The organism is Corynebacterium aquilae DSM 44791 (assembly GCF_001941445.1).
GTDB classification, from domain to species: Bacteria; Actinomycetota; Actinomycetes; order Mycobacteriales; family Mycobacteriaceae; genus Corynebacterium; species Corynebacterium aquilae.
On the sequence record NZ_CP009245.1, the window covers coordinates 369,502 to 390,127 of the forward strand.

Below are 20,626 nucleotides of genomic sequence, written 5' to 3' on the forward strand. Positions count from 1 at the left end.
GAATCTCTTGACCTGCGCGCACCATAGTTTTCTGCTGCTGCGCTCTAAAAGCGTCCCCCGAAACGCCTGTTCGGGACCATTTTTTGCACATGTTTTGTGTGGATGGTGGCCCGTGAAGCGTGTTGTTTCGAGTTGACCATACACCGCCCGTTTGGGGTTGGTGGTGATTGCCTCGCCGTGTGCGAGTGTTGTCTGTTGTGGTTGGTGACGCTGTTATGGCCCGCTGTACGCGTGTTACAGCAGCTTGGCTTATGGAGCGTGGCAGATCCGGGGGTTTCTTAAGGCAGAAACTAAAGCAGAAAAAACTTAGCGGACCCGGTGATCATATGGTGGATCATCGACCGCGTGAGGTGCTGGAAGGACGCATCTTGGCAGTCTCCCGCCAGACCAAGTCTCAGGCCGATATTCCCGGGGCTCCCGAACGTTATTCGTTCGCCAAAATTACCGAACCGATCGAGGTGCCGGGTCTTCTTGACCTGCAGCTCGATTCTTTCGCATGGCTCGTTGGCACGCCTGAGTGGCGTGAACGCATGCAGGAGGAGTCCGGTTCGGATGAGCCCGTAACCAGTGGCCTGGAGGACATTCTCTCTGAACTGTCCCCGATTCAGGACTACTCGGGCAACATGTCCCTGTCTTTGTCCGAGCCTCGTTTCGAGGACGTCAAAAACACTATTGATGAGTGTAAAGACAAGGACATCAACTACTCCGCCCCGCTGTATGTGACGGCTGAGTTCATTAATAACGAAACCAAGGAAATTAAGTCCCAGACTGTTTTCATCGGCGATTTCCCGATGATGACCGGTAAGGGCACTTTCATCATCAACGGCACTGAGCGTGTCGTGGTGTCCCAGCTGGTTCGTTCCCCTGGTGTGTACTTCGATGAGACCATCGATAAGTCCACCGAGCGTCCGCTGCACTCCGTGAAGGTCATTCCTTCGCGCGGTGCGTGGCTGGAGTTCGACGTCGATAAGCGCGATACCGTCGGTGTGCGTATCGACCGCAAGCGTCGCCAGCCGGTGACTGTTTTGCTGAAGGCTCTGGGCTGGACCACTGAGCAGATCCAGGAGCGTTTCGGCTTCTCTGAGCTGATGATGTCCACCCTGGAAAACGATGGTGTGTCCAACACCGATGAGGCGTTGCTGGAGATTTACCGCAAGCAGCGCCCGGGTGAGCAGCCGACCCGCGATTTGGCGTTGAGCCTGCTGGAGAACAGCTTCTTCCGTGCGAAGCGCTACGACTTGGCGAAGGTGGGCCGCTACAAGGTCAACCGCAAGCTGGGTCTCGGCGGCGACCACGAGGGTCTGATGACCCTGACCGAAGAGGACATTGCCACCACCATTGAGTACTTGGTGCGCCTGCACGCCGGCGAGCAGACCATGGTCTCTCCTGCTGGTGTGGAGATCCCGGTGGAGACCGACGATATTGACCACTTCGGTAATCGTCGTCTGCGTACCGTTGGCGAGTTGATTCAGAACCAGGTTCGAGTTGGTTTGTCCCGCATGGAGCGTGTCGTGCGTGAGCGCATGACCACTCAGGATGCGGAGTCGATCACCCCGACCTCCCTGATCAACGTGCGCCCTGTTTCTGCTGCTATTCGTGAGTTCTTCGGCACCTCCCAGCTGTCGCAGTTCATGGACCAGAACAACTCCCTGTCCGGCCTGACGCACAAGCGTCGTCTGTCGGCCCTGGGTCCGGGTGGTCTGTCCCGTGAGCGCGCCGGCATTGAGGTCCGCGACGTGCACCCGTCTCACTACGGCCGTATGTGCCCGATTGAGACTCCTGAGGGCCCGAACATTGGTCTGATTGGCTCGCTGTCGTCTTATGCGCGCGTCAACCCCTTCGGTTTCATTGAGACCCCCTACCGCAAGGTCGAAAACGGCCGCATCACCGACCAGGTGGATTACCTGACCGCTGATGAGGAAGACCGTTTCGTGGTCGCGCAGGCTAACACCCCGCACGACAAGGACGGCAACATCACCGAGCAGCGTGTGGTGGTGCGCGTCAAGGGCGGCAACATTGAGGTTGTCGAGCCGGACAAGATCGAGTACATGGATGTGTCCCCGCGCCAGATGGTGTCCGTGGCGACCGCCATGATTCCCTTCCTCGAGCACGACGATGCTAACCGTGCGCTGATGGGCGCCAACATGCAGCGTCAGGCTGTGCCGCTGGTGCGTTCCGAGGCTCCGCTGGTGGGTACCGGCATGGAGCTGCGCGCCGCCTACGATGCCGGTGACCTGGTCATCGCCGCTAAGGCTGGCGTGGTGGAGAACGTGTGCGCCGATTTCATCACCGTCATGGCTGATGATGGCACCCGCGAGACCTACCGCCTGCGCAAGTTCCAGCGCACCAACCAGGGCACCTGCTACAACCAGAAGCCCCTGGTGTCCATGGGTGACCGCGTGGAGCAGGGTCAGGTCATCGCTGATGGCCCCGGCACCGACAACGGTGAAATGGCGTTGGGCCGCAACCTGCTGGTCGCGTTCATGCCGTGGGAAGGCCACAACTACGAGGACGCCATCATCCTGAACCAGCGCCTGGTTGAGGAAGACATCCTGACCTCCATCCACATCGAGGAGCACGAGATCGATGCCCGCGACACCAAGCTTGGTGCCGAGGAAATCACCCGTGAAATCCCGAACGTGTCCGAGGACGTCCTCAAGGACCTCGACGAGCGCGGTATCGTCCGCATCGGCGCCGACGTCCGCGACGGCGACATCCTGGTCGGTAAGGTCACCCCGAAGGGTGAAACCGAGCTGACCCCGGAAGAGCGCCTGCTGCGCGCCATCTTCGGCGAAAAGGCCCGCGAAGTGCGCGACACCTCCATGAAGGTGCCCCACGGTGAGACCGGCAAGGTGATCTCCGTGCGCCGCTTCTCCCGCGAGGAAGACGACGATCTCGCCCCCGGCGTCAACGAAATGATCCGCGTCTACGTCGCCCAGAAGCGCAAGATCCAGGACGGCGACAAGCTCGCCGGCCGCCACGGCAACAAGGGTGTCGTCGGCAAGATCCTGCCCGCCGAAGACATGCCGTTCATGCCCGACGGCACCCCCGTCGACGTCATCCTGAACACCCACGGTGTGCCCCGTCGTATGAACATCGGCCAGGTGCTGGAAGTCCACCTCGGCTGGCTGGCAGCAGCCGGCTGGACCGTGGACACCAGCAACCCCGACAACGCCAAGCTGCTCGAGACCCTGCCCGAAGACCTCTACGAGGTTCCCGCAGGCTCCCTGACCGCAACCCCGGTGTTCGACGGTGCCTCCAACGAGGAACTGGCCGGCCTGCTCGCCAACTCCAACCCCAACCGCGACGGCGACGTCATGGTGGACGGCAACGGCAAGGCACAACTGATGGACGGCCGCTCCGGCGAACCGTTCCCGTACCCCGTCTCCGTCGGCTACATGTACCTGCTCAAGCTGCACCACCTCGTCGACGAGAAGATCCACGCCCGCTCCACCGGCCCGTACTCCATGATCACCCAGCAGCCGCTGGGCGGTAAGGCACAGTTCGGTGGCCAGCGCTTCGGTGAGATGGAGGTGTGGGCAATGCAGGCATACGGCGCCGCCTACACCCTGCAGGAACTGCTGACCATCAAGTCCGACGACGTGGTCGGCCGTGTCAAGGTCTACGAAGCCATCGTCAAGGGCGAGAACATCCCGGATCCGGGCATCCCCGAATCCTTCAAGGTTCTGCTCAAGGAGCTGCAGTCGCTGTGCCTGAACGTGGAGGTCCTCTCCGCCGACGGCACCCCGATGGAACTCGGCTCCACCGACGACGACGAGTTCGACCAGGCCGGCGCATCGCTGGGCATCAACCTCTCGCGCGACGAGCGTTCCGACGCCGACACTGCGTAACAACGCAGCCGCACCCCAGCTGGGGGTCGCACCCACCCGCCGCAACCTCCCGTTGTGGCGGGTGGGGTAGCAGCCACCAGCCCAAGGGGTAAACGAAAATATTGTTCACACTTATTTCACAAAACACCACTGACCTCACACCAACCGGCCGCCTGAGTTTTAAGGCGACCACCGTGAGGGCTGTAAGGGAAAGGGCTGTATAGCAGTGCTCGACGTCAATTACTTTGACGAGCTCCGTATTGGGCTCGCCACCGCCGACGACATCCGTCGTTGGTCCAAAGGCGAGGTCAAAAAGCCGGAGACCATTAACTACCGAACCCTCAAGCCGGAAAAGGACGGCCTGTTCTGCGAACGCATCTTCGGGCCCACCCGCGACTGGGAATGTGCCTGCGGTAAGTACAAGCGCGTCCGCTACAAGGGCATCATCTGTGAACGCTGTGGCGTCGAGGTGACCAAGTCCAAGGTGCGCCGCGAGCGCATGGGCCACATCGAGCTCGCCGCTCCCGTGACCCACATCTGGTACTTCAAGGGTGTCCCCTCCCGCCTCGGCTACCTGTTGGACCTGGCTCCCAAAGACCTGGAGCGCATCATCTACTTCGCCGCCAACATCATCACCAGCGTTGATGAGCAGGCGCGCCACTCCGACCTGTCCACTCTCGAAGCAGAAATGCTGATGGAGAAAAAGGACGTCGAAGCCGAAGCAGACTCCGACATCGCCGAGCGCGCACAAAAGCTCGAAGAAGACCTCGCCGAGCTCGAAGCAGCCGGCGCCAAGGCCGACGCGCGCCGCAAGGTGCAAAACGCCGCCGACAAGGAAATGACCCACATCCGCGAGCGCGCCGAGCGAGAAATCGCCCGCCTCGAAGAAATCTGGGACACCTTCGTCAAGCTCGCCCCGAAGCAAATGATCGTCGACGAGACCCTCTACACCGAGCTCGTCGACCGCTACGAGGACTACTTCACCGGCGGCATGGGTGCAGAAGCCATCCAGAAACTCATCCGCGGTTTCGACCTGGATGCCGAAGCCGAAGAGCTGCGCACCATCATCAACGAAGGCAAAGGCCAGAAGAAGATGCGTGCCCTCAAGCGCCTGAAGGTCGTCGCGGCCTTCCAGCGCTCCGGCAACGACCCGGCCGGCATGGTCCTGGACTGCATCCCGGTCATCCCGCCGGAGCTGCGCCCCATGGTGCAGCTCGACGGTGGCCGCTTCGCCACCTCCGACCTCAACGACCTCTACCGTCGCGTCATCAACCGCAACAACCGCCTCAAGCGCATGATCGACCTCGGTGCCCCCGAGATCATCGTCAACAACGAGAAGCGCATGCTGCAGGAATCCGTTGACGCACTGTTCGACAACGGTCGACGCGGTCGCCCCGTCACCGGCCCCGGCAACCGTCCGCTGAAGTCCCTGTCTGACCTGCTCAAGGGCAAGCAAGGCCGCTTCCGTCAGAACCTGCTGGGTAAGCGTGTCGACTACTCCGGCCGTTCCGTGATCATCGTCGGCCCGCAGCTGCGCCTGCACGAATGTGGCCTGCCGAAGCTGATGGCTCTCGAGTTGTTCAAGCCCTTCGTCATGAAGCGCCTGGTCGAGCGCCAGTACGCCCAGAACATCAAGTCCGCCAAGCGCATGGTCGAACGCCAGCGCTCCGAGGTGTGGGACGTCCTCGAAGAGGCCATCGCCCAGCACCCGGTGATGCTCAACCGTGCACCCACCCTGCACCGCCTGGGCATCCAGGCCTTCGAGCCGGTCCTGGTCGAGGGTAAAGCCATCCAGCTGCACCCGCTGGCCTGTGAGGCCTTCAACGCCGACTTCGACGGTGACCAGATGGCAGTCCACCTGCCGCTGTCCGCAGAAGCCCAGGCCGAAGCCCGCATCCTGATGCTGGCCTCCAACAACATCCTGTCTCCCGCATCCGGTAAGCCGCTGGCTATGCCGCGTCTGGACATGGTGACCGGCCTGTACTTCCTCACCCTGGAAAAGCCGCTCGACGAGTTCGGCGGCCAGGGCGCCTACCAGCCCGCCACCGAGGAAGGCCCCGCCACCGGCGTGTACTCCTCCGTCGCCGAGGCCATCATGGCCTACGACCGCGGCGTGCTGGGCCTGCAGGCACCCATCAAGGTGCGCATCAGCCACCTGCGTCCCCCCGCGGACGTCGAAGCCGAGCAGTTCCCCGACGGCTGGCAGCAAGGCCAGACCTGGATGGCTCACACCACCCTGGGTCGCGTGAAGTTCAACGACCTGCTGCCCTGGAACTACCCCTACCTGGAAGGTGTCATGGTCCGTAAGGGCGGCGGCACCGACAAGATCATGCTGGGCGACGTCATTAACGACCTCGCCGCCCGCTACCCGATGATCACCGTCGCCCAGACCATGGACAAGATGAAGGATGCCGGTTTCTACTGGGCAACCCGCTCCGGCGTGACCATCACCATGTCCGACGTGCTGGTGCTTCCGAACAAGGACGAAATCCTTGATCGCTACGAGGCCGAAGCCCGCGAGATCGAGCGTAAGTACTGGCAGCAGGGTGCTCTCACCCCGCGCGAGCGCTACGACCGCCTCGTGGAACTGTGGAAGGACGCCACCGACACCGTCGGTAAGGCCGTCGAGGACCTGTACCCCGACGACAACCCGATTCCGATGATCGTGAAGTCCGGCGCTGCCGGTAACATGCGTCAGATCTGGACCCTGGCCGGCATGAAGGGCATGGTCGTGAACTCCAAGGGTGAATACATCACCCGCCCGATCAAGACCTCCTTCCGTGAGGGCCTGACCGTGCTGGAGTACTTCAACAACTCCCACGGCTCCCGTAAGGGCCTGGCCGATACCGCGCTGCGTACCGCAGACTCCGGCTACCTCACCCGTCGTCTCGTCGACGTCGCCCAGGACGTCATCGTCCGCGAAGAAGACTGTGGCACCCGCCAGGGCATCGACTGCCTGGTCGCCGTCGACAACGGCAACGGCACCTTCAGCCGCCACTCCCTGGTCGAAACCTCCGTGGCCGGCCGCGTGCTCGCCAAGGACGCCATCGGCGTCGACGGCGAAGTTGTTCTCGAAGCCGGCACCGACCTCGGCGAACTCGACATCGACCTGCTGGTCGAAAAGGGCGTCAAGTCCGTCAAGCTGCGCTCCGTGCTGACCTGCCAGACCCCCACCGGTGTCTGCGCCAAGTGCTACGGCCGCTCCATGGCCTCCGGCAAGCAGGTCGACATCGGCGAAGCCGTCGGCATCGTCGCCGCCCAGTCCATTGGTGAGCCCGGTACCCAGCTGACCATGCGTACCTTCCACCAGGGTGGTGTCGGTGGCGACATCACCGGCGGTCTGCCCCGTGTCCAGGAACTGTTCGAGGCCCGAATCCCCAAGAACAAGGCCCCGATCGCTTCCGTCGACGGACGCATCCACCTGGAAGACGAAGGCAACTTCTACACCCTGACCATCACCCCGGACGACGGCTCCGACAACGTGGTCTACGAGAAGCTGTCCAAGCGCCAGGGCCTGGCCTACATCACCGCCCCGATGGAAACCAACCCCGATGCCACCATCGAGCGCGAGCTCCAAGACGGCGACCACGTCACCGTCGGTGAGCGCCTGCTGCGCGGCCCGGCCGACCCGCACGACGTCCTGGACATCCTGGGTCGCCGCGGTGTCGAACAGCACCTCATCGACGAGGTGCAGGCCGTCTACCGTGCACAGGGTGTGGCCATCCACGACAAGCACATCGAGATCATCATCCGACAGATGCTGCGTCGCGGAACCGTCATCGAATCCGGCACCACCGAGTTCCTGCCCGGCACCCTGGTCGACCTCGCAGAAGCCAAGATCGCCAACCGCGAGGCAGTGCAAAACGGCGGCCAGCCCGCCGAGCTGCGCAACGAGATCATGGGTATCACCAAGGCCTCGCTGGCAACCGAATCCTGGCTGTCCGCCGCCTCCTTCCAGGAGACCACCCGAGTCCTGACCGACGCCGCCATCAACAAGCGTTCGGACAAGCTCATCGGCCTCAAGGAAAACGTCATCATCGGTAAGCTGATCCCGGCCGGTACCGGTATCTCCCGCTACCGCAACATCCAGGTCAAGCCGACCGAGGCCGCACGCTCCGCTGCGATCTCGATCCCGACCTTCGGTGACTCCATCTACGCCGACGACACCTACACCGGTGCCGCCGTGCCGCTGGACGACTTCAGCTAGTCGCTAGCTGATTGAAAAGCAAAACGCCCCAGGATAATTTCCTGGGGCGTTTCGTCATTCCCGGGGCAAAACAGCCACTCGGGAAACGCAAAAGGGTATGCCAACAGCAATGCTCAACCACCAAGTAACCCGCAGCCAGGGGGGAAACGGTCGCGTACTTTTCGGCCGCTGGGATCTTCTAGGGGATGATCGCCCGATCAAACGCCGTTCGCACCGCATCTTTAGGCAGACGCTCCTGCTCCAAGCGGAAAGGGAAGGGGTGGTCACATAGCCAGTCGAAAAGGAGTGATTCCTCCATGCTGAGATGTGCCCCGGCTTGTGGAGCCGGTGCAGTTTCTTCAACAGCAAGGTTCTCCCACCGGCGTGCAGTTGCAATATCCATCAGCACGCTTTGTGCGTGGGGTGCATGTACTCGGAAAGCGCTGAGGATATTCAATCCGTGGGTGTCTATATCGCCCCAGTACAACACGTCGACTTCCGACAGCCAGGGGAGTGCTAATTCGCGAGCAGCGTAGCCTGCCCCAAAAATTGCAAGAGTCGAGGGCACAGCGGGCAAGCTGTGATAGCTCGCCAGATTCTCGACCACCACGATCCGTTGTGGCGGGTGAGGAACACAGGAAAGAAGAAAATCGGGGTCCGATAATTCCTCGAAAGCCAGCCCAATCCGACGGAAACCGGCAATCGAAATACTTTCATCAAGGCTTCTCAAATCGATGAGCCTGCTGGTGTTGCCGAAGGTTTGCTTACCCACCAGCGCTTCGATCACAGCCCGGTGGTGGGAAAACCATTTGGTGTCCACGCCTTCAACGGGGAGGTCGCGCTCAGACATCGAGGAAATGCTGGATTGATTCTCGGAAATCCAGTGCGCCACAGTAATGACTGATCCCAGATGTTTGCTGTCTAGCCTCGCCCAGGACGCCATGCAGGAACGCAGCTTGCGTATATCAGCATCCGGGAATGCCTCGCGTAGCCGGTGTACGTTGCTGCGGGCCTGTTCAAATTGGGTTGGGCAAACCGCAACGGAGGTGGCGTCTTTTGCAGTGGACATGCTGGCGACTGTGGCGATATCGGTGCTGTTGCGGAAACGAATGCGAGCCGGCAATTGTGTGCGCCCAAAATGGCCCAGCGATTTGGTGATCCACTCGACTTCGCCGGGCAAAGGGTCCTGTGACCAGTGCGCAATGAAGTCGCGCACTGCCTGGGGATTGTCTATTGCTTGCCGCGCGGTAGGGACGGCGAGGGCAATACTGAGTGGGGAATCATCGCCCAGTACTCGATCCCGATAGGAGTTTCTATACGAGCGCCACACTTGCTCGCAGACGTCGGCAACAGTTTTCATGAGTTTTCAACCTCAAACAGTTCCTGTTGCCCGGATTGCGCGGGCTTCGCAGGCAATTGTGGAACTTCCTCGTCGTGTGCTGCAGAATTTCGCTCACTGGCGGTTGCGGTGTCGTCGTTCGTGAGGCTGGACAGACGTTCCACTGGCAGGAGAGTTACGTCGGAGCGTTGCCTGTCAGGGCAGCGAATGACAGCCAACCCGCCAATGTAGTCTTGCAAAGTTTGCAGCATTTTTTCCGGGGTAGCCAAGATCATGTGGAATCCGAATGCGGTGAAGACACTCAGCACATAGCGCGTGAAGTTCGTGTCTGACAGGGCAAACGCTTCATCCAGCACAACGGTTCCGTAGGCAGGGTAGACGGTTCCTTCGAGCTCTAGGCGTCCGCGCCTGGCCCGCGCGGTGGCAACACCTGCGCCGGTTAGCTGGTAACGCAGGGCTGCGGCGAGGCAGAAGAACACGAGTTTTTGCGCCTGCCCACCTGATAGGCCGGCGGAGGAATCGTATACGGCGCCTTCGTGACCCTCATCGTCGATTTCGACGCCAAGGAAGCTCACATGCAGGCGGGTATCGAGACGCAGTTTGAGCAGGCGCGCGGGGTTTTTGTCGCTGACTTGAAGCTTGTCGATGATGTCTTTGAGCACCAGGAAGCGCTTCTCGGCGTCTTCGGCCGTCTCGTCGATAAGCAACCCATCGACTGCGGTGCGAAGCTGGTCAATGAACTGTCGTGCCTGCTGTGGAAGGCTGTCTTTAACGTGGATCTGAAGGTGGGTTCCTTTATCGAAGTACACCTGGCGCAACCCATCGTTGACGGGGGTGAGTTCCTCACGGATTCTGCCCGGAGCTTGGCGAATTTGGGTGAGCAGGCGAGAGATGTTGTCCTGGGTTTGGTTGCGCAGCAGTTCAACGAATTTGTCTTCGAAGCGCGGTAGATCGTCGCGCTCTAGTTTGTCGAGTAGCGCAAGAAAGTCCCCGCGGCCGTCGAGACCGCTGGCAAAATCACCTGTACGCTCCGGCCACGTTGTCCGGAATTCGGCCATGGCACCGATGGCTTTTCCTTCGGCTTTGTTGACAGTTTCATTCGCTGCCTTGAGGTCAGCGTCAATGTCCTTTGAGACGGCGTTGCGTACTTCCTCGATGTTGTTGATGTGGGCGCGTCGGGTATGCCGGTTGATGCGCTCATTGAGCCGCGTCCGGGTGTCAGTGGGGATGGGGGGAATGTGCTGGAGTCGGACAGAGACGTTTTCGAGCTGTTTTTGGGTGTTGTCGATCGTGGTTCGCATCGCACCGAGCTGCTGGTCTAGCGATGATCGTTGCTGATCATGTGCATGTGCTTGGGCGTCGAGGTCGGCGAGTTGGCGGTTGAGTCGTGCAGTGTCAGGGTCTTGTTGGGATAGTTCCTCAAGGGCCTGTTGCAGTTGGGTGACGCGCAACCGCGCAGATTCGACGTCGATGTCGGCGTAGGCGGTGGTTTCGAGAAGCCGATGGCAAATGTTTTTCTGCGTGTTGAGCTGAGAAAACTGCTGATCAATGGCTTCGGAGTTGGCGTGTGCCGTGTCGTATTCCTTGGTCAGTTTGGAGATCAAGGCGGTCAGCGCCTCGATTTTGGTGTCCGAGTTTTTTGATAGCACCCAGCGGGAGCGATCGTTGCTTAATGCGCGGTCGTCTTTTTCGTGCCGTGTTGCGGAGTGTTTGATCTGGCCTTGTTGGGTAATCGCCTTGTCGGTGGTGGTGAATTCCTCGACGCTGGTGACGAGTCGGTAGTTGAATCGTTCGGAAAGTTGCGCCTGGAGGTAGGCGTGCCAGCGCCCAGGTTCGACGGTGATCAGGGATGCGATGGTGTTGGGTTCGAAAGGGTGGGGGTGTGCGTGTTCGTGGCGGCGGGTGAGTCGCCGGTAGCTCAGGCGGGTGCGGAGGTTGTTGTCGTTGATGGCTTTGGCGACTGTTGTGTAGTGCTCGTCGGGGACAATCATGGTGCGTCCCAGACTTGCTAGCAGCTTTTCTGCTGCGGGTTGCCAGTGGGCGTGTTCTTCGTCGATGTAGATCAGTTCGGCGATGAAGGGCAGGTCGTGGGAGTGTAGGCCGGTATGGCGGCAGATGATGCTGCGGGCGTGGGTGAGCCGGCTGTCGAGCGCGGAGCCGGTTTTTCGAACTGCTTCGAGTTCGTCGCGGGCTGCTTTGAGGTTAAGTTGTGCCACGCCTTCGGTGGTGTAGAGGTCCTTGCGTTGTTTCTGTTTGCGGTTGAGTTCTTGGTCGATGTCTTTTTGGGTGGTTGCTATTTGGGCTAGGAGTTCGCGGAAGCTGTCCTCGTTGGTGGGGTAGAGGGCTTGAAGTTGTTGGAGTAAGTGGCTGAAGGTGTCGGCGGCTTGTTGCACGCGCGCTAGTTCTTTTGTGGCGTTGTCGTGTTCGGCGGTGAGTTTGGGTAGTTCGGCGTCCGCTCGGCCGTCGAGTTGGTGTTGGATTAGCGTGCGGTTTTTGTTGACGTGGGCAATGGCGTCGCGGAGGGTGGATAGTTTGTGTTCGAGGGCGTTGCGTTGTGAGGTGCAGTCGTCGAGTTGGGTTTGGAGGGAGGTTTCGGTGATTTCGAGTACGACGCGTTCGAGTGCTGTGGCGTCTTGAGTAAGTTGTTTGGCTTGGGCGTTAAATTCTGCGATGGTCAGGTCGGCTTGCCTGATGGGGGTGAGTTTTTCGATTTGTTTTTTGGCGGCGGTGACGGATAGGTAGGCGCTGTGGAGTTCTTCGAATTGTGCGACGGCGTCTGCTGCGGTTTTGAGGGTGTCTGGTTCGGGCAGCATGAACGTCCGCATCAGTTCGTTGAGGTCGCTGAGTTGTTTTGCGGCTTGGGTGTAGTGCAGCAGGTTGAGTGCTTGTTCGTCGGGGATGCCGATGTGGCTGCGGAGGGAGGTGAGGAATTTTGTGTGTGAGGGGCCGACGTGGAGGAGTTGGGGGAGGATCTTTTTGGCTGTTGCTGCCCGGTTTTTGGAGTTGGCTAGTTTTTTGAGTTGTTGGAGGTCGACGGCCCCGGGGGTGATGAAAAAGAGGTTGGTGATGGCGGAGGCGTTCATGCAGCTGGCGGTGAGGAACATCATTCTGACCGCGGAGATGGTTTGGCCGAGGCCGTTGTCGTAGCGCACGGCGATGGCGCTGAAGGTTCCTCCGGTGCGTAGGTAACTGTTGGTGACTTCGTCGATGTCGCTGGCGTGGACGCGTTTCCAGGCTCCGCGGCAGTAGGAGATGAGGCTGCGTCCTTTATCGCCACTGGCGCTGTTGAAGCTTTGGCGGTTGGGTGGGGTGATGACTGCGGTGAGTGCGTCGATGAGGGTTGATTTTCCGGAGCCGGAGCCTCCAGATATGAGGAAGCCTTTCCGTGCGATGGGGATGTGGTGGAGTCCGTCGAAGGTGCCCCAGTTTGCGACGTCTAGTTGGGCGAGCCGGTATTGGCCGGGTAGTGGTGTGGCTGTGGTGGGTGCTGTGGTGATGGTGTTCATGGGGTGGGGGTTTCGTTGTCTGCGGGGTTGTTGGGGGTGTCGGGGTTGTTGGTGTTGGGTGGTGTTTGGGGGTGGAGGAGGTCTTCGTAGGCTTGTGTGAGGGCGGCGATTTTTTCTGCGTCGAAGATCAGGCGCAGGACGGGGGATACTTCGTAGCGGCCGGGGGTGCGGGTTTTTGTGATCAGGGAGTAGTCCTGCAGTTTTTGCCAGCTGGCTTGGAAGCGTTTGCGTTTGGCGGCTTTGTCGGTGCCGGTGGCTTGGAGGTAGTGCTCGATGGCTTCGAAGGTTTCTTCTTGGTCGACGATGGTGCGTTGGTTGGGTGAGGTGAGCACGAGTTCGCGGCGTAGATGTAGCAGGGTGACTGATTGGATGAAGGTGAGAGGCACGCTGCGGAAGAGTTGGCGGGAGTCTTCTAGTTCGGTGTCCCAGCTTTTGGCGTAGGCGATTCCGGAGGCGTCGTCGACGATGAGGGTGAGGAAGAGGTTGTCTAGGTGGCTGCGCAGGAGCTTTTGGTGGGCGGTGACGGTGCGGAAGATTTCGGGGTGTTTTGTTGCGGACACGTAAGGCCCGCGGAGGAGTTGTCCGAGTGCTCTGCGTTGGGCGGCGTCGAGGGTGCCGGTGTCGTTGTCGGTGAGTTGGGTGCTGTTGGTGGGTTCCACGTCAGTCACGTGTGTTTATCCTTGGGTACTTGCGGGTGGGGGTGTGTGTTTTTCTGCGGGGTTGCGGGTGAACATCCAGGTGGGGACGTGGGTGCGCATGCGTCCGTGGGGGCTGTCCCATTCGATGGTTTCGGTGCCGCCGAGTGGTTGGGCGTTGTCGAATGCGAGTTTTAGCATGCCGACAACGCTTGCTAGGCCTTGGGTGCAGGGGTGGATGGTGATGATTTCGCCGATGGTGGCGGTGTGTTGTTGGGTGAGGACGTCGTTGATGTTGTGTTGGAGTTCGGCGAAGTCGATTTCGGATTCGCGGACGCGGGCGGCTAATTCTTCGAGGCTGGCATTTCCTGGGGGTGCTTCTGCGAGGACGTCGTCGATGAAGGATTCTTTGGGGTCGTGGAGGGTGAGTCTTGATATGGGTTGGAGGGAGCGGGTGGTCAGTTCGAGGTCGATGCCGAGTGCTTTGGTTGGTTTGGTGGTGGCGCCGACTTGTGCGGCCAGTGCTTGGGCGTCGGTGATTGCGCTGAGCAGGGCTTGGCTGCTTTCGGCTTCGCGGGATTGCACGAAGCGGCGGAGCGAGCGTGCGAGTTGGGTCATGGAGTCGTGGACTTCGGTGGCGGCCCCTTCGAGGTTCCTGATCAGCCAGGCGAGTTCCTCACGTTTGTGTCGGTCCATGTTTTGCATGAAGGGGCGGGATAGGACTGCGGATAGTGAGGCGGATAGGTGGGCGGAGGCTTCTGGGTCGAAGAGCAGTTCGTAAAAGCCGTGGAAGGAGCGGCCGGCGTCGGAGTCGTTGATGAGGTCGACGCCGCGAAAGACGTTTTCGAGGACGCTGGCTGCGCTGATATCGCGGGTGAGGATGCTGCTGCGGAGGCTGGTGGCGAGTTCTTCGACGTCGGATCGGACGCGGCTGAAGTCGGCGGGCATTTCGCGGACGAGGGTGAGGATGTCGTTGGCGTGTTCTAGTGCTGCTGTTTCGTTGATGACATCGACACCTTGTTGCTTGATTCGTGCGATGCGCGCGTCGATGAGGGCTTTTTCTTCCTCTAGGCGTTCGATGACGGCGTGGCTATTGGGGTCGGTGGTGTTGGCTAGTTTGGTGAGCTGGTCTGTCAGCGTTGCTAATCGTGAACGGGTGGCGCTGCTGCTGGGGGAGGATAGTTGGAAGACGTAGTCCAGTGCGGTGTGCGCTTGGGTGCTTAATTCATATGTTTCTTCTGTGCTGCGCTGGGGGCTGCGGCGGATGAGATAGCCCTGTTTGACCCAATCGTTGATGTAGGCGATGGCGGTGCGGGGGAGTTCGAAATGGGTGCGGAGTTGTTCTAGAGCATCGCTTACTTCCTCCACCAGGCGTGAGCCTTCAATGGATCGCCTGCCGGCGTGGAAGATGTGACCCAACGTTGCGGCGATGATGGGGCCATTGTCGGCGCGTAGAAGTGCCCAAGCGGGGCTTGACTCGGCGAGCCTTTGATTGGTCAGGGCGTGGGCGACAATGCCGATTGCCTGCGGTGTGGTGGGGGTGGTGTCCAGGCGCGGGCTGAACTGTTGGCCCGAATCGGTGCCGGCGGGCTGCGTTGCGGCTAAAGGTGTGTGGTCGCCGTAGTTGATGCCGGGGTGTGGGGGGATTGAGGCCGCAGTGTCCATAAACAGAAACCCTAATCAACACCGACGGGAGTTGGTGTCGCTTTGGAAGCCAAGTCTGCGGAGGGGCCAAGCGGGGCCAAGGGTATACAAGGGGGTAAGTGAAGTGCCTAACAATAATTAGTAGATGCCGAAGACCTGCGGTAGTGTTGTCTAGTCCCAGTGTTTTGGGATAAGTGCGCCTTGTGTCGCCCCGCGGCACCAGACGTACGGACAATGAAGAACACCGACCGGTTGGGCGCAGCCCGCACTTCTTAGGAAAAGAACTCATCGAGCGCTTTTCCCCGAATTCTTTGTACAGTGTGGTTGCGATCGGCTCCCCCAGTTTTGGCAGGAGTCATTGGCGAAGCTCCAGCACCATAGCCTCGAATTAGGTACCCAGGTAGCTGTCTACGCCGGGCCGGTCACATATGAAAGATGGTTTATGCCTACTATTCAGCAGCTGGTCCGTAAGGGCCGCCACGATAAGACCGCTAAGGTCAAGACTGCGGCCCTGAAGGGCTCCCCGCAGCGTCGTGGTGTGTGCACCCGTGTGTACACCACCACCCCGAAGAAGCCGAACTCCGCTCTCCGTAAGGTTGCCCGTGTGCGCCTGACCTCCGGTATTGAGGTTTCCGCATACATTCCGGGCGAGGGCCACAACCTGCAGGAGCACTCCATGGTGCTCGTGCGTGGTGGTCGTGTGAAGGACCTTCCCGGTGTCCGTTACAAGATCATCCGCGGCACCCTCGACACCCAGGGTGTCAAGGACCGCAAGCAGGCCCGCTCCCGCTACGGCGCCAAGAAGGAGAAGTAAACCATGCGTAAAGGTGCAGCCCCGAAGCGCCCCGTCGTCAAGGACCCGGTGTACGGCTCTGAGGTCGTGACCCAGCTGGTCAACAAGGTCCTGCTGGACGGCAAGAAGTCCACCGCCGAGCGCATCGTCTACGGTGCCCTCGAAATGTGCCGCGAGAAGACCGGTACCGACCCGGTCGGTACCCTCGACAAGGCTCTGGGCAACATCAAGCCCGACCTCGAGGTCCGCTCCCGCCGTGTTGGTGGCGCCACCTACCAGGTTCCGGTTGAGGTTCGCCCCGGCCGTGCAAACACCCTGGCTCTGCGTTGGTTGGTGAACTTCACCCGCCAGCGTCGCGAGAACACCATGACTGAGCGTCTCGCCAACGAGATCCTCGATGCCGCTAACGGCCTCGGCGCTTCCGTGAAGCGTCGCGAGGACACCCACAAGATGGCCGAAGCCAACCGCGCTTTCGCCCACTACCGCTGGTAAGAGCCTCATTCATGCACTTTCGCCCCGCCTCGTCGACGCTTGTCCAACCACCATTGTGTGGCCTTCGGACCCGGCGCCGCGGGCGGGGCGGACGTGTATGCGGCCACCCCTGGTCGTTCACCTTGGGTGGCTCTGCCCCGACGCGTATCGCGTTGACGTGGCAGAATAGCTGTGAACAACCTTCGCCCGTTCACTGAATAAACCATCCCACCAACCCTGGTGTGATCCCCTCGCGCTGTGAGGCGGTCGTGGTAGGGCGGGGTGTTGGGCGACACATTCTTTTAAGAAACGCAAAGTTGGGAAGTAAAAGTGGCACAAGAAGTGCTTAAGGACCTCAAGAAGGTTCGCAACATCGGCATCATGGCCCACATCGATGCCGGTAAGACCACCGCTACCGAGCGCATCCTCTTCTACACCGGTATCAACCGTAAGGTCGGCGAGACCCACGACGGTGCCTCGACCACCGACTGGATGGAGCAGGAGAAGGAGCGCGGTATCACCATTACCTCCGCTGCTGTCACCTGTTTCTGGAACGGTAACCAGATCAACATCATCGACACCCCCGGCCACGTCGACTTCACCGTCGAGGTCGAGCGTTCCCTGCGTGTCCTCGACGGCGCAGTCGCCGTCTTCGACGGCAAGGAAGGCGTTGAGCCGCAGTCCGAGCAGGTGTGGCGTCAGGCTGCCAAGTACGACGTCCCGCGTATCTGCTTCGTCAACAAGATGGACAAGATGGGTGCAGACTTCTACTTCACCGTCCAGACCATCATTGACCGCCTCGGCGCTAAGCCGTTGGTTATGCAGCTGCCGATCGGCGCTGAGGATGACTTCGACGGCGTCGTCGACCTCATCGAGATGAAGGCCATCACCTGGCGCGGCAAGGTCGAGGTTGGCGCTGACGCCACCATCGAAGAGATCCCCGCCGACCTGGCCGACAAGGCTGCTGAGTACCGCGAGAAGCTCCTCGAGACCGTTGCCGAGTCCGACGAAGAGCTCATGGAGAAGTACTTCGGCGGCGAAGAGCTGACCACCGAGGAAATCAAGGCTGCCATCCGCAAGATGACCGTCGCTTCCGAGGTCTACCCCGTTCTGTGTGGCTCCGCCTACAAGAACAAGGGCATCCAGCCGCTGCTCGACGCAGTCATCGACTACCTCCCGACCCCGCTGGACATCGGCGAGGTTCACGGCCACGCTGTCGGCGACGACACCACCGAGCTGACCCGTAAGCCCTCTGTTGAGGAGCCCTTCGCAGCTCTGGCCTTCAAGATTGCCGCTCACCCCTTCTTCGGCAAGCTGACCTTCGTCCGCGTGTACTCCGGTGTCGTTGAGCCGGGCGCACAGGTGGCTAACTCCACCAAGGGTAAGAAGGAGCGCATCGGCAAGCTGTTCCAGATGCACGCCAACAAGGAGAACCCGGTCGACGAGGCACGCGCAGGTAACATCTACGCGTTCATCGGCCTGAAGGACACCACCACCGGTGACACCCTGTGTGACCCCAACAACCAGATCATCCTGGAGTCCATGGACTTCCCGGATCCGGTGATCGAGGTCGCTATCGAGCCGAAGACCAAGGCCGACCAGGAGAAGCTGTCCAACGCTATCCAGAAGCTGGCCGAAGAGGACCCGACCTTCACCGTCAAGCTCGACGAGGAAACCGGCCAGACCGTCATCGGCGGCATGGGCGAGCTCCACCTCGACGTCCTGGTTGACCGCATGAAGCGCGAATTCAAGGTCGAGGCAAACGTGGGTGCCCCGCAGGTTGCTTACCGCGAGACCATCCGCAAGCCCGTCGAGAAGCTCGAATACACCCACAAGAAGCAGACCGGTGGTTCCGGTCAGTTCGCTCGCGTTATCATCGCGATCGAGCCCTACGCTCCGGATGCAGACTCCCTCGAAGAGGGCGAGTCCGCTATCTACAAGTTCGAGAACGCCGTCACCGGTGGTCGCATCCCGAAGGAATACATTCCTTCCGTCGACGCTGGTATCCAGGACGCAATGCAGTACGGCTACCTGGCTGGCTTCCCGCTCGTCAACATCAAGGCCACCGTCCTCGACGGTGCATACCACGAAGTTGACTCCTCCGAAATGGCCTTCAAGGTTGCTGGTTCCCAGGCCCTGAAGGAAGCTGTCGCCAAGGCAAAGCCGGTCCTGCTGGAGCCGGTCATGGCCGTGGAGATCACCACCCCCGAGGAGTACATGGGCGAGGTTATCGGCGACGTGAACTCCCGCCGTGGCCAGGTTCAGGCCATGGAAGACCGCGCCGGCGCCAAGCTGGTCAAGGCTAAGGTTCCGCTGTCCCAGATGTTCGGCTACGTCGGCGACCTGCGTTCCAAGACTCAGGGTCGTGCGAACTACTCCATGATCTTCGACTCCTACGCCGAGGTTCCGGCCAACGTTGCTACCGACATCATCGCCGAGCGCAACGGCACCGCTAACTAAAAGACTTCCCCGCCCGCAAGAAGTGAACATTCACAGCTTGCAGCCAGGGGCGGGGAGTACACCTTAAGGGAGAGCTTGTCCGCGGCAGTATCTGCCGGGAAAGCTTCCCTCCCCGCCAGGTTCATGAGCAATCGTGAATATGGCGGGGGCGGTCCGGTGAGTTTCTCGGCACCACACATGTGCTGTGGAAATTCGAGAAACTGACCGGGCCGTTACCCCTGAAAATGACAACGACACGCCGCAGGATTTGTTAATCACGCGATGTGTCTCTAGTATCGGGTAACTGGCACAAAGTAAACCGCTACTTTTTAGCGGCCGCACATTATGCGGTTGTTGCCAAGTAGTACACCACCTTACGTGGCTGCGAGAGTCGTAGCCACCGCGAAGTCCAGGAGGACATACAGTGGCAAAGGCGAAGTTCGAGCGTACAAAGCCGCACGTCAACATTGGTACCATTGGTCACGTCGACCACGGTAAGACCACTCTGACCGCAGCCATCACCAAGGTTCTGGCTGACGAATACCCGGATCTCAACCAGGCTTTCGCCTTCGACTCCATCGATAAGGCACCGGAGGAGAAGGAGCGTGGCATCACGATCAACATCTCCCACGTTGAGTACCAGACTGAGAAGCGTCACTACGCTCACGTCGATGCTCCCGGCCACGCCGACTACATCAAGAACATGATCACCGGCGCTGCTCAGATGGACGGCGCTATCCTCGTGGTCGCCGCTACCGACGGCCCGATGCCGCAGACCCGTGAGCACGTTCTGCTTGCTCGCCAGGTTGGCGTTCCCTACATCCTCGTCGCTCTGAACAAGTGTGACTCCCCGGATGTCGACGAAGAGATGATCGAGCTCGTCGAGATGGAAGTTCGCGAGATGCTCGCAGAGCAGGACTTCGACGAAGAGGCTCCCATCATCCAGGTTTCCGCTCTCAAGGCTCTTGAGGGTGACCCGGAGTGGACCGCTAAGATCGTTGAGCTCATGCAGGCTTGCGACGACTCCATCCCGGATCCGGTCCGTGAGACCGACAAGCCGTTCCTGATGCCGATCGAGGACATCTTCACCATTACCGGTCGTGGCACCGTCGTTACCGGTCGTGTTGAGCGCGGCCAGCTGAACGTCAACGACGAGGTCGAGATCCTCGGTATCCGCGAGAAGTCCACCAAGACCACCGTTACCGGTATCGAGATGTTCCGCAAGCTGCTCGACTACACCGAGGCTGGCGACAACTGTGGTCTGCTGCTCCGTGGTATCAAGCGTGAGGACGTCGAGCGCGGCCAGATCGTTGCTGCTCCGGGCGCATACACCCCCCACACCGAGTTCGAGGGCTCCGTCTACATCCTGTCCAAGGATGAGGGCGGCCGCCACACCCCGTTCTTCGACAACTACCGTCCGCAGTTCTACTTCCGCACCACCGACGTTACCGGTGTTGTGAAGCTGCCTGAGGGCACCGAGATGGTTATGCCTGGCGACAACGTCGACATGTCCGTCACCCTGATCCAGCCCGTCGCTATGGACGAGGGCCTGCGCTTCGCTATCCGTGAGGGTGGCCGCACCGTGGGCGCCGGCCGTGTTACCAAGATCATCAAGTAACACTGCCTGCCGGATCTAATCCGACACACGCTGTCCTAAACCCCCGCTTTACCCCTCAAAGGGAAAAGCGGGGGTTTAGCTTATGCGCAAAAAAGACGGGGCCTGCACACCACAAGCGTGTGCAGGCCCCCCTCTCATTAGGCCCAAAGTTGAGGCCTAGGCCGA

The 20,626-nt window shown here is 60.4% G+C and carries 10 protein-coding genes; 6 read left to right on the top strand and 4 right to left on the bottom strand.

Features of this window, described 5'->3' with window-relative positions; genetic code table 11:
- Positions 1-350 precede the first annotated feature (350 nt).
- Both rpoB and CAQU_RS01595 read left to right on the top strand, forming a co-directional pair.
- Entirely contained in the window at positions 351-3,851 is a 3,501-nt protein-coding gene (gene rpoB, locus CAQU_RS01590; protein ID WP_211276143.1) for a DNA-directed RNA polymerase subunit beta, read from the top strand.
- Positions 3,852-4,056: 205 nt separating this feature from the next.
- Positions 4,057-8,037, top strand: a complete 3,981-nt coding sequence (locus CAQU_RS01595; RefSeq protein WP_075724649.1) for a DNA-directed RNA polymerase subunit beta' — start codon at positions 4,057-4,059, stop codon at positions 8,035-8,037.
- Between the two features lie 178 nt (positions 8,038-8,215).
- Here the strand turns inward: CAQU_RS01595 and CAQU_RS01600 are convergent, their stop codons facing one another.
- Genes CAQU_RS01600 through CAQU_RS01615 form a run of 4 tightly spaced genes read right to left on the bottom strand, consistent with a single transcriptional unit; the run spans position 8,216 to position 15,161 of the window.
- Complete coding sequence (locus CAQU_RS01600) at positions 8,216-9,376, bottom strand: Wadjet anti-phage system protein JetD domain-containing protein (RefSeq protein ID WP_075724651.1); 1,161 nt, start codon at positions 9,374-9,376, stop codon at positions 8,216-8,218.
- The gene (locus CAQU_RS01605; protein ID WP_075724653.1) at positions 9,373-12,861 is read right to left on the bottom strand and encodes an ATP-binding protein; all 3,489 of its coding nucleotides are present in this window, start codon (positions 12,859-12,861) and stop codon (positions 9,373-9,375) included. Before CAQU_RS01605 ends, CAQU_RS01600 begins: the two co-directional genes overlap by 4 nt.
- Positions 12,858-13,529 (bottom strand): DUF4194 domain-containing protein, encoded by a 672-nt coding sequence (locus CAQU_RS01610; RefSeq protein ID WP_075724655.1) that lies wholly within the window; start codon positions 13,527-13,529, stop codon positions 12,858-12,860. Before CAQU_RS01610 ends, CAQU_RS01605 begins: the two co-directional genes overlap by 4 nt.
- 6 nt (positions 13,530-13,535) lie before the next feature.
- A complete protein-coding gene (locus CAQU_RS01615; RefSeq protein ID WP_084562667.1) occupies positions 13,536-15,161 on the bottom strand; it encodes a DUF3375 domain-containing protein in 1,626 nt (541 codons plus the stop codon).
- Between the two features lie 421 nt (positions 15,162-15,582).
- Between CAQU_RS01615 and rpsL the strand changes: the two genes are divergently transcribed.
- From rpsL to tuf, 4 genes are all read left to right on the top strand, one after another.
- The gene (gene rpsL, locus CAQU_RS01620) at positions 15,583-15,954 is read left to right on the top strand and encodes a 30S ribosomal protein S12 (protein WP_075724657.1); all 372 of its coding nucleotides are present in this window, start codon (positions 15,583-15,585) and stop codon (positions 15,952-15,954) included.
- A gap of 3 nt (positions 15,955-15,957) precedes the next feature.
- Positions 15,958-16,425 (top strand): 30S ribosomal protein S7, encoded by a 468-nt coding sequence (gene rpsG / locus CAQU_RS01625; RefSeq protein ID WP_075724659.1) that lies wholly within the window; start codon positions 15,958-15,960, stop codon positions 16,423-16,425.
- Positions 16,426-16,734: 309 nt separating this feature from the next.
- Positions 16,735-18,864, top strand: coding sequence for an elongation factor G (gene fusA, locus CAQU_RS01630; protein WP_075724661.1), 2,130 nt, complete (start codon positions 16,735-16,737; stop codon positions 18,862-18,864).
- 403 nt (positions 18,865-19,267) lie between these two features.
- Positions 19,268-20,461, top strand: coding sequence for an elongation factor Tu (gene tuf / locus CAQU_RS01635; RefSeq protein WP_075724663.1), 1,194 nt, complete (start codon positions 19,268-19,270; stop codon positions 20,459-20,461).
- The last annotated feature ends 165 nt before the right edge of the window (positions 20,462-20,626 follow it).

Coding starts and splice junctions, on each gene's coding strand:
- CAQU_RS01600 (WP_075724651.1), bottom strand. CDS start 9,376: ATGAAAACTGTTGCCGACGTCTGCGAGCAAGTGTGGCGCTCGTATAGA.
- CAQU_RS01605 (WP_075724653.1), bottom strand. CDS start 12,861: ATGAACACCATCACCACAGCACCCACCACAGCCACACCACTACCCGGC.
- CAQU_RS01615 (WP_084562667.1), bottom strand. CDS start 15,161: ATGGACACTGCGGCCTCAATCCCCCCACACCCCGGCATCAACTACGGC.
- rpsL (WP_075724657.1), top strand. CDS start 15,583: ATGCCTACTATTCAGCAGCTGGTCCGTAAGGGCCGCCACGATAAGACC.
- rpsG (WP_075724659.1), top strand. CDS start 15,958: ATGCGTAAAGGTGCAGCCCCGAAGCGCCCCGTCGTCAAGGACCCGGTG.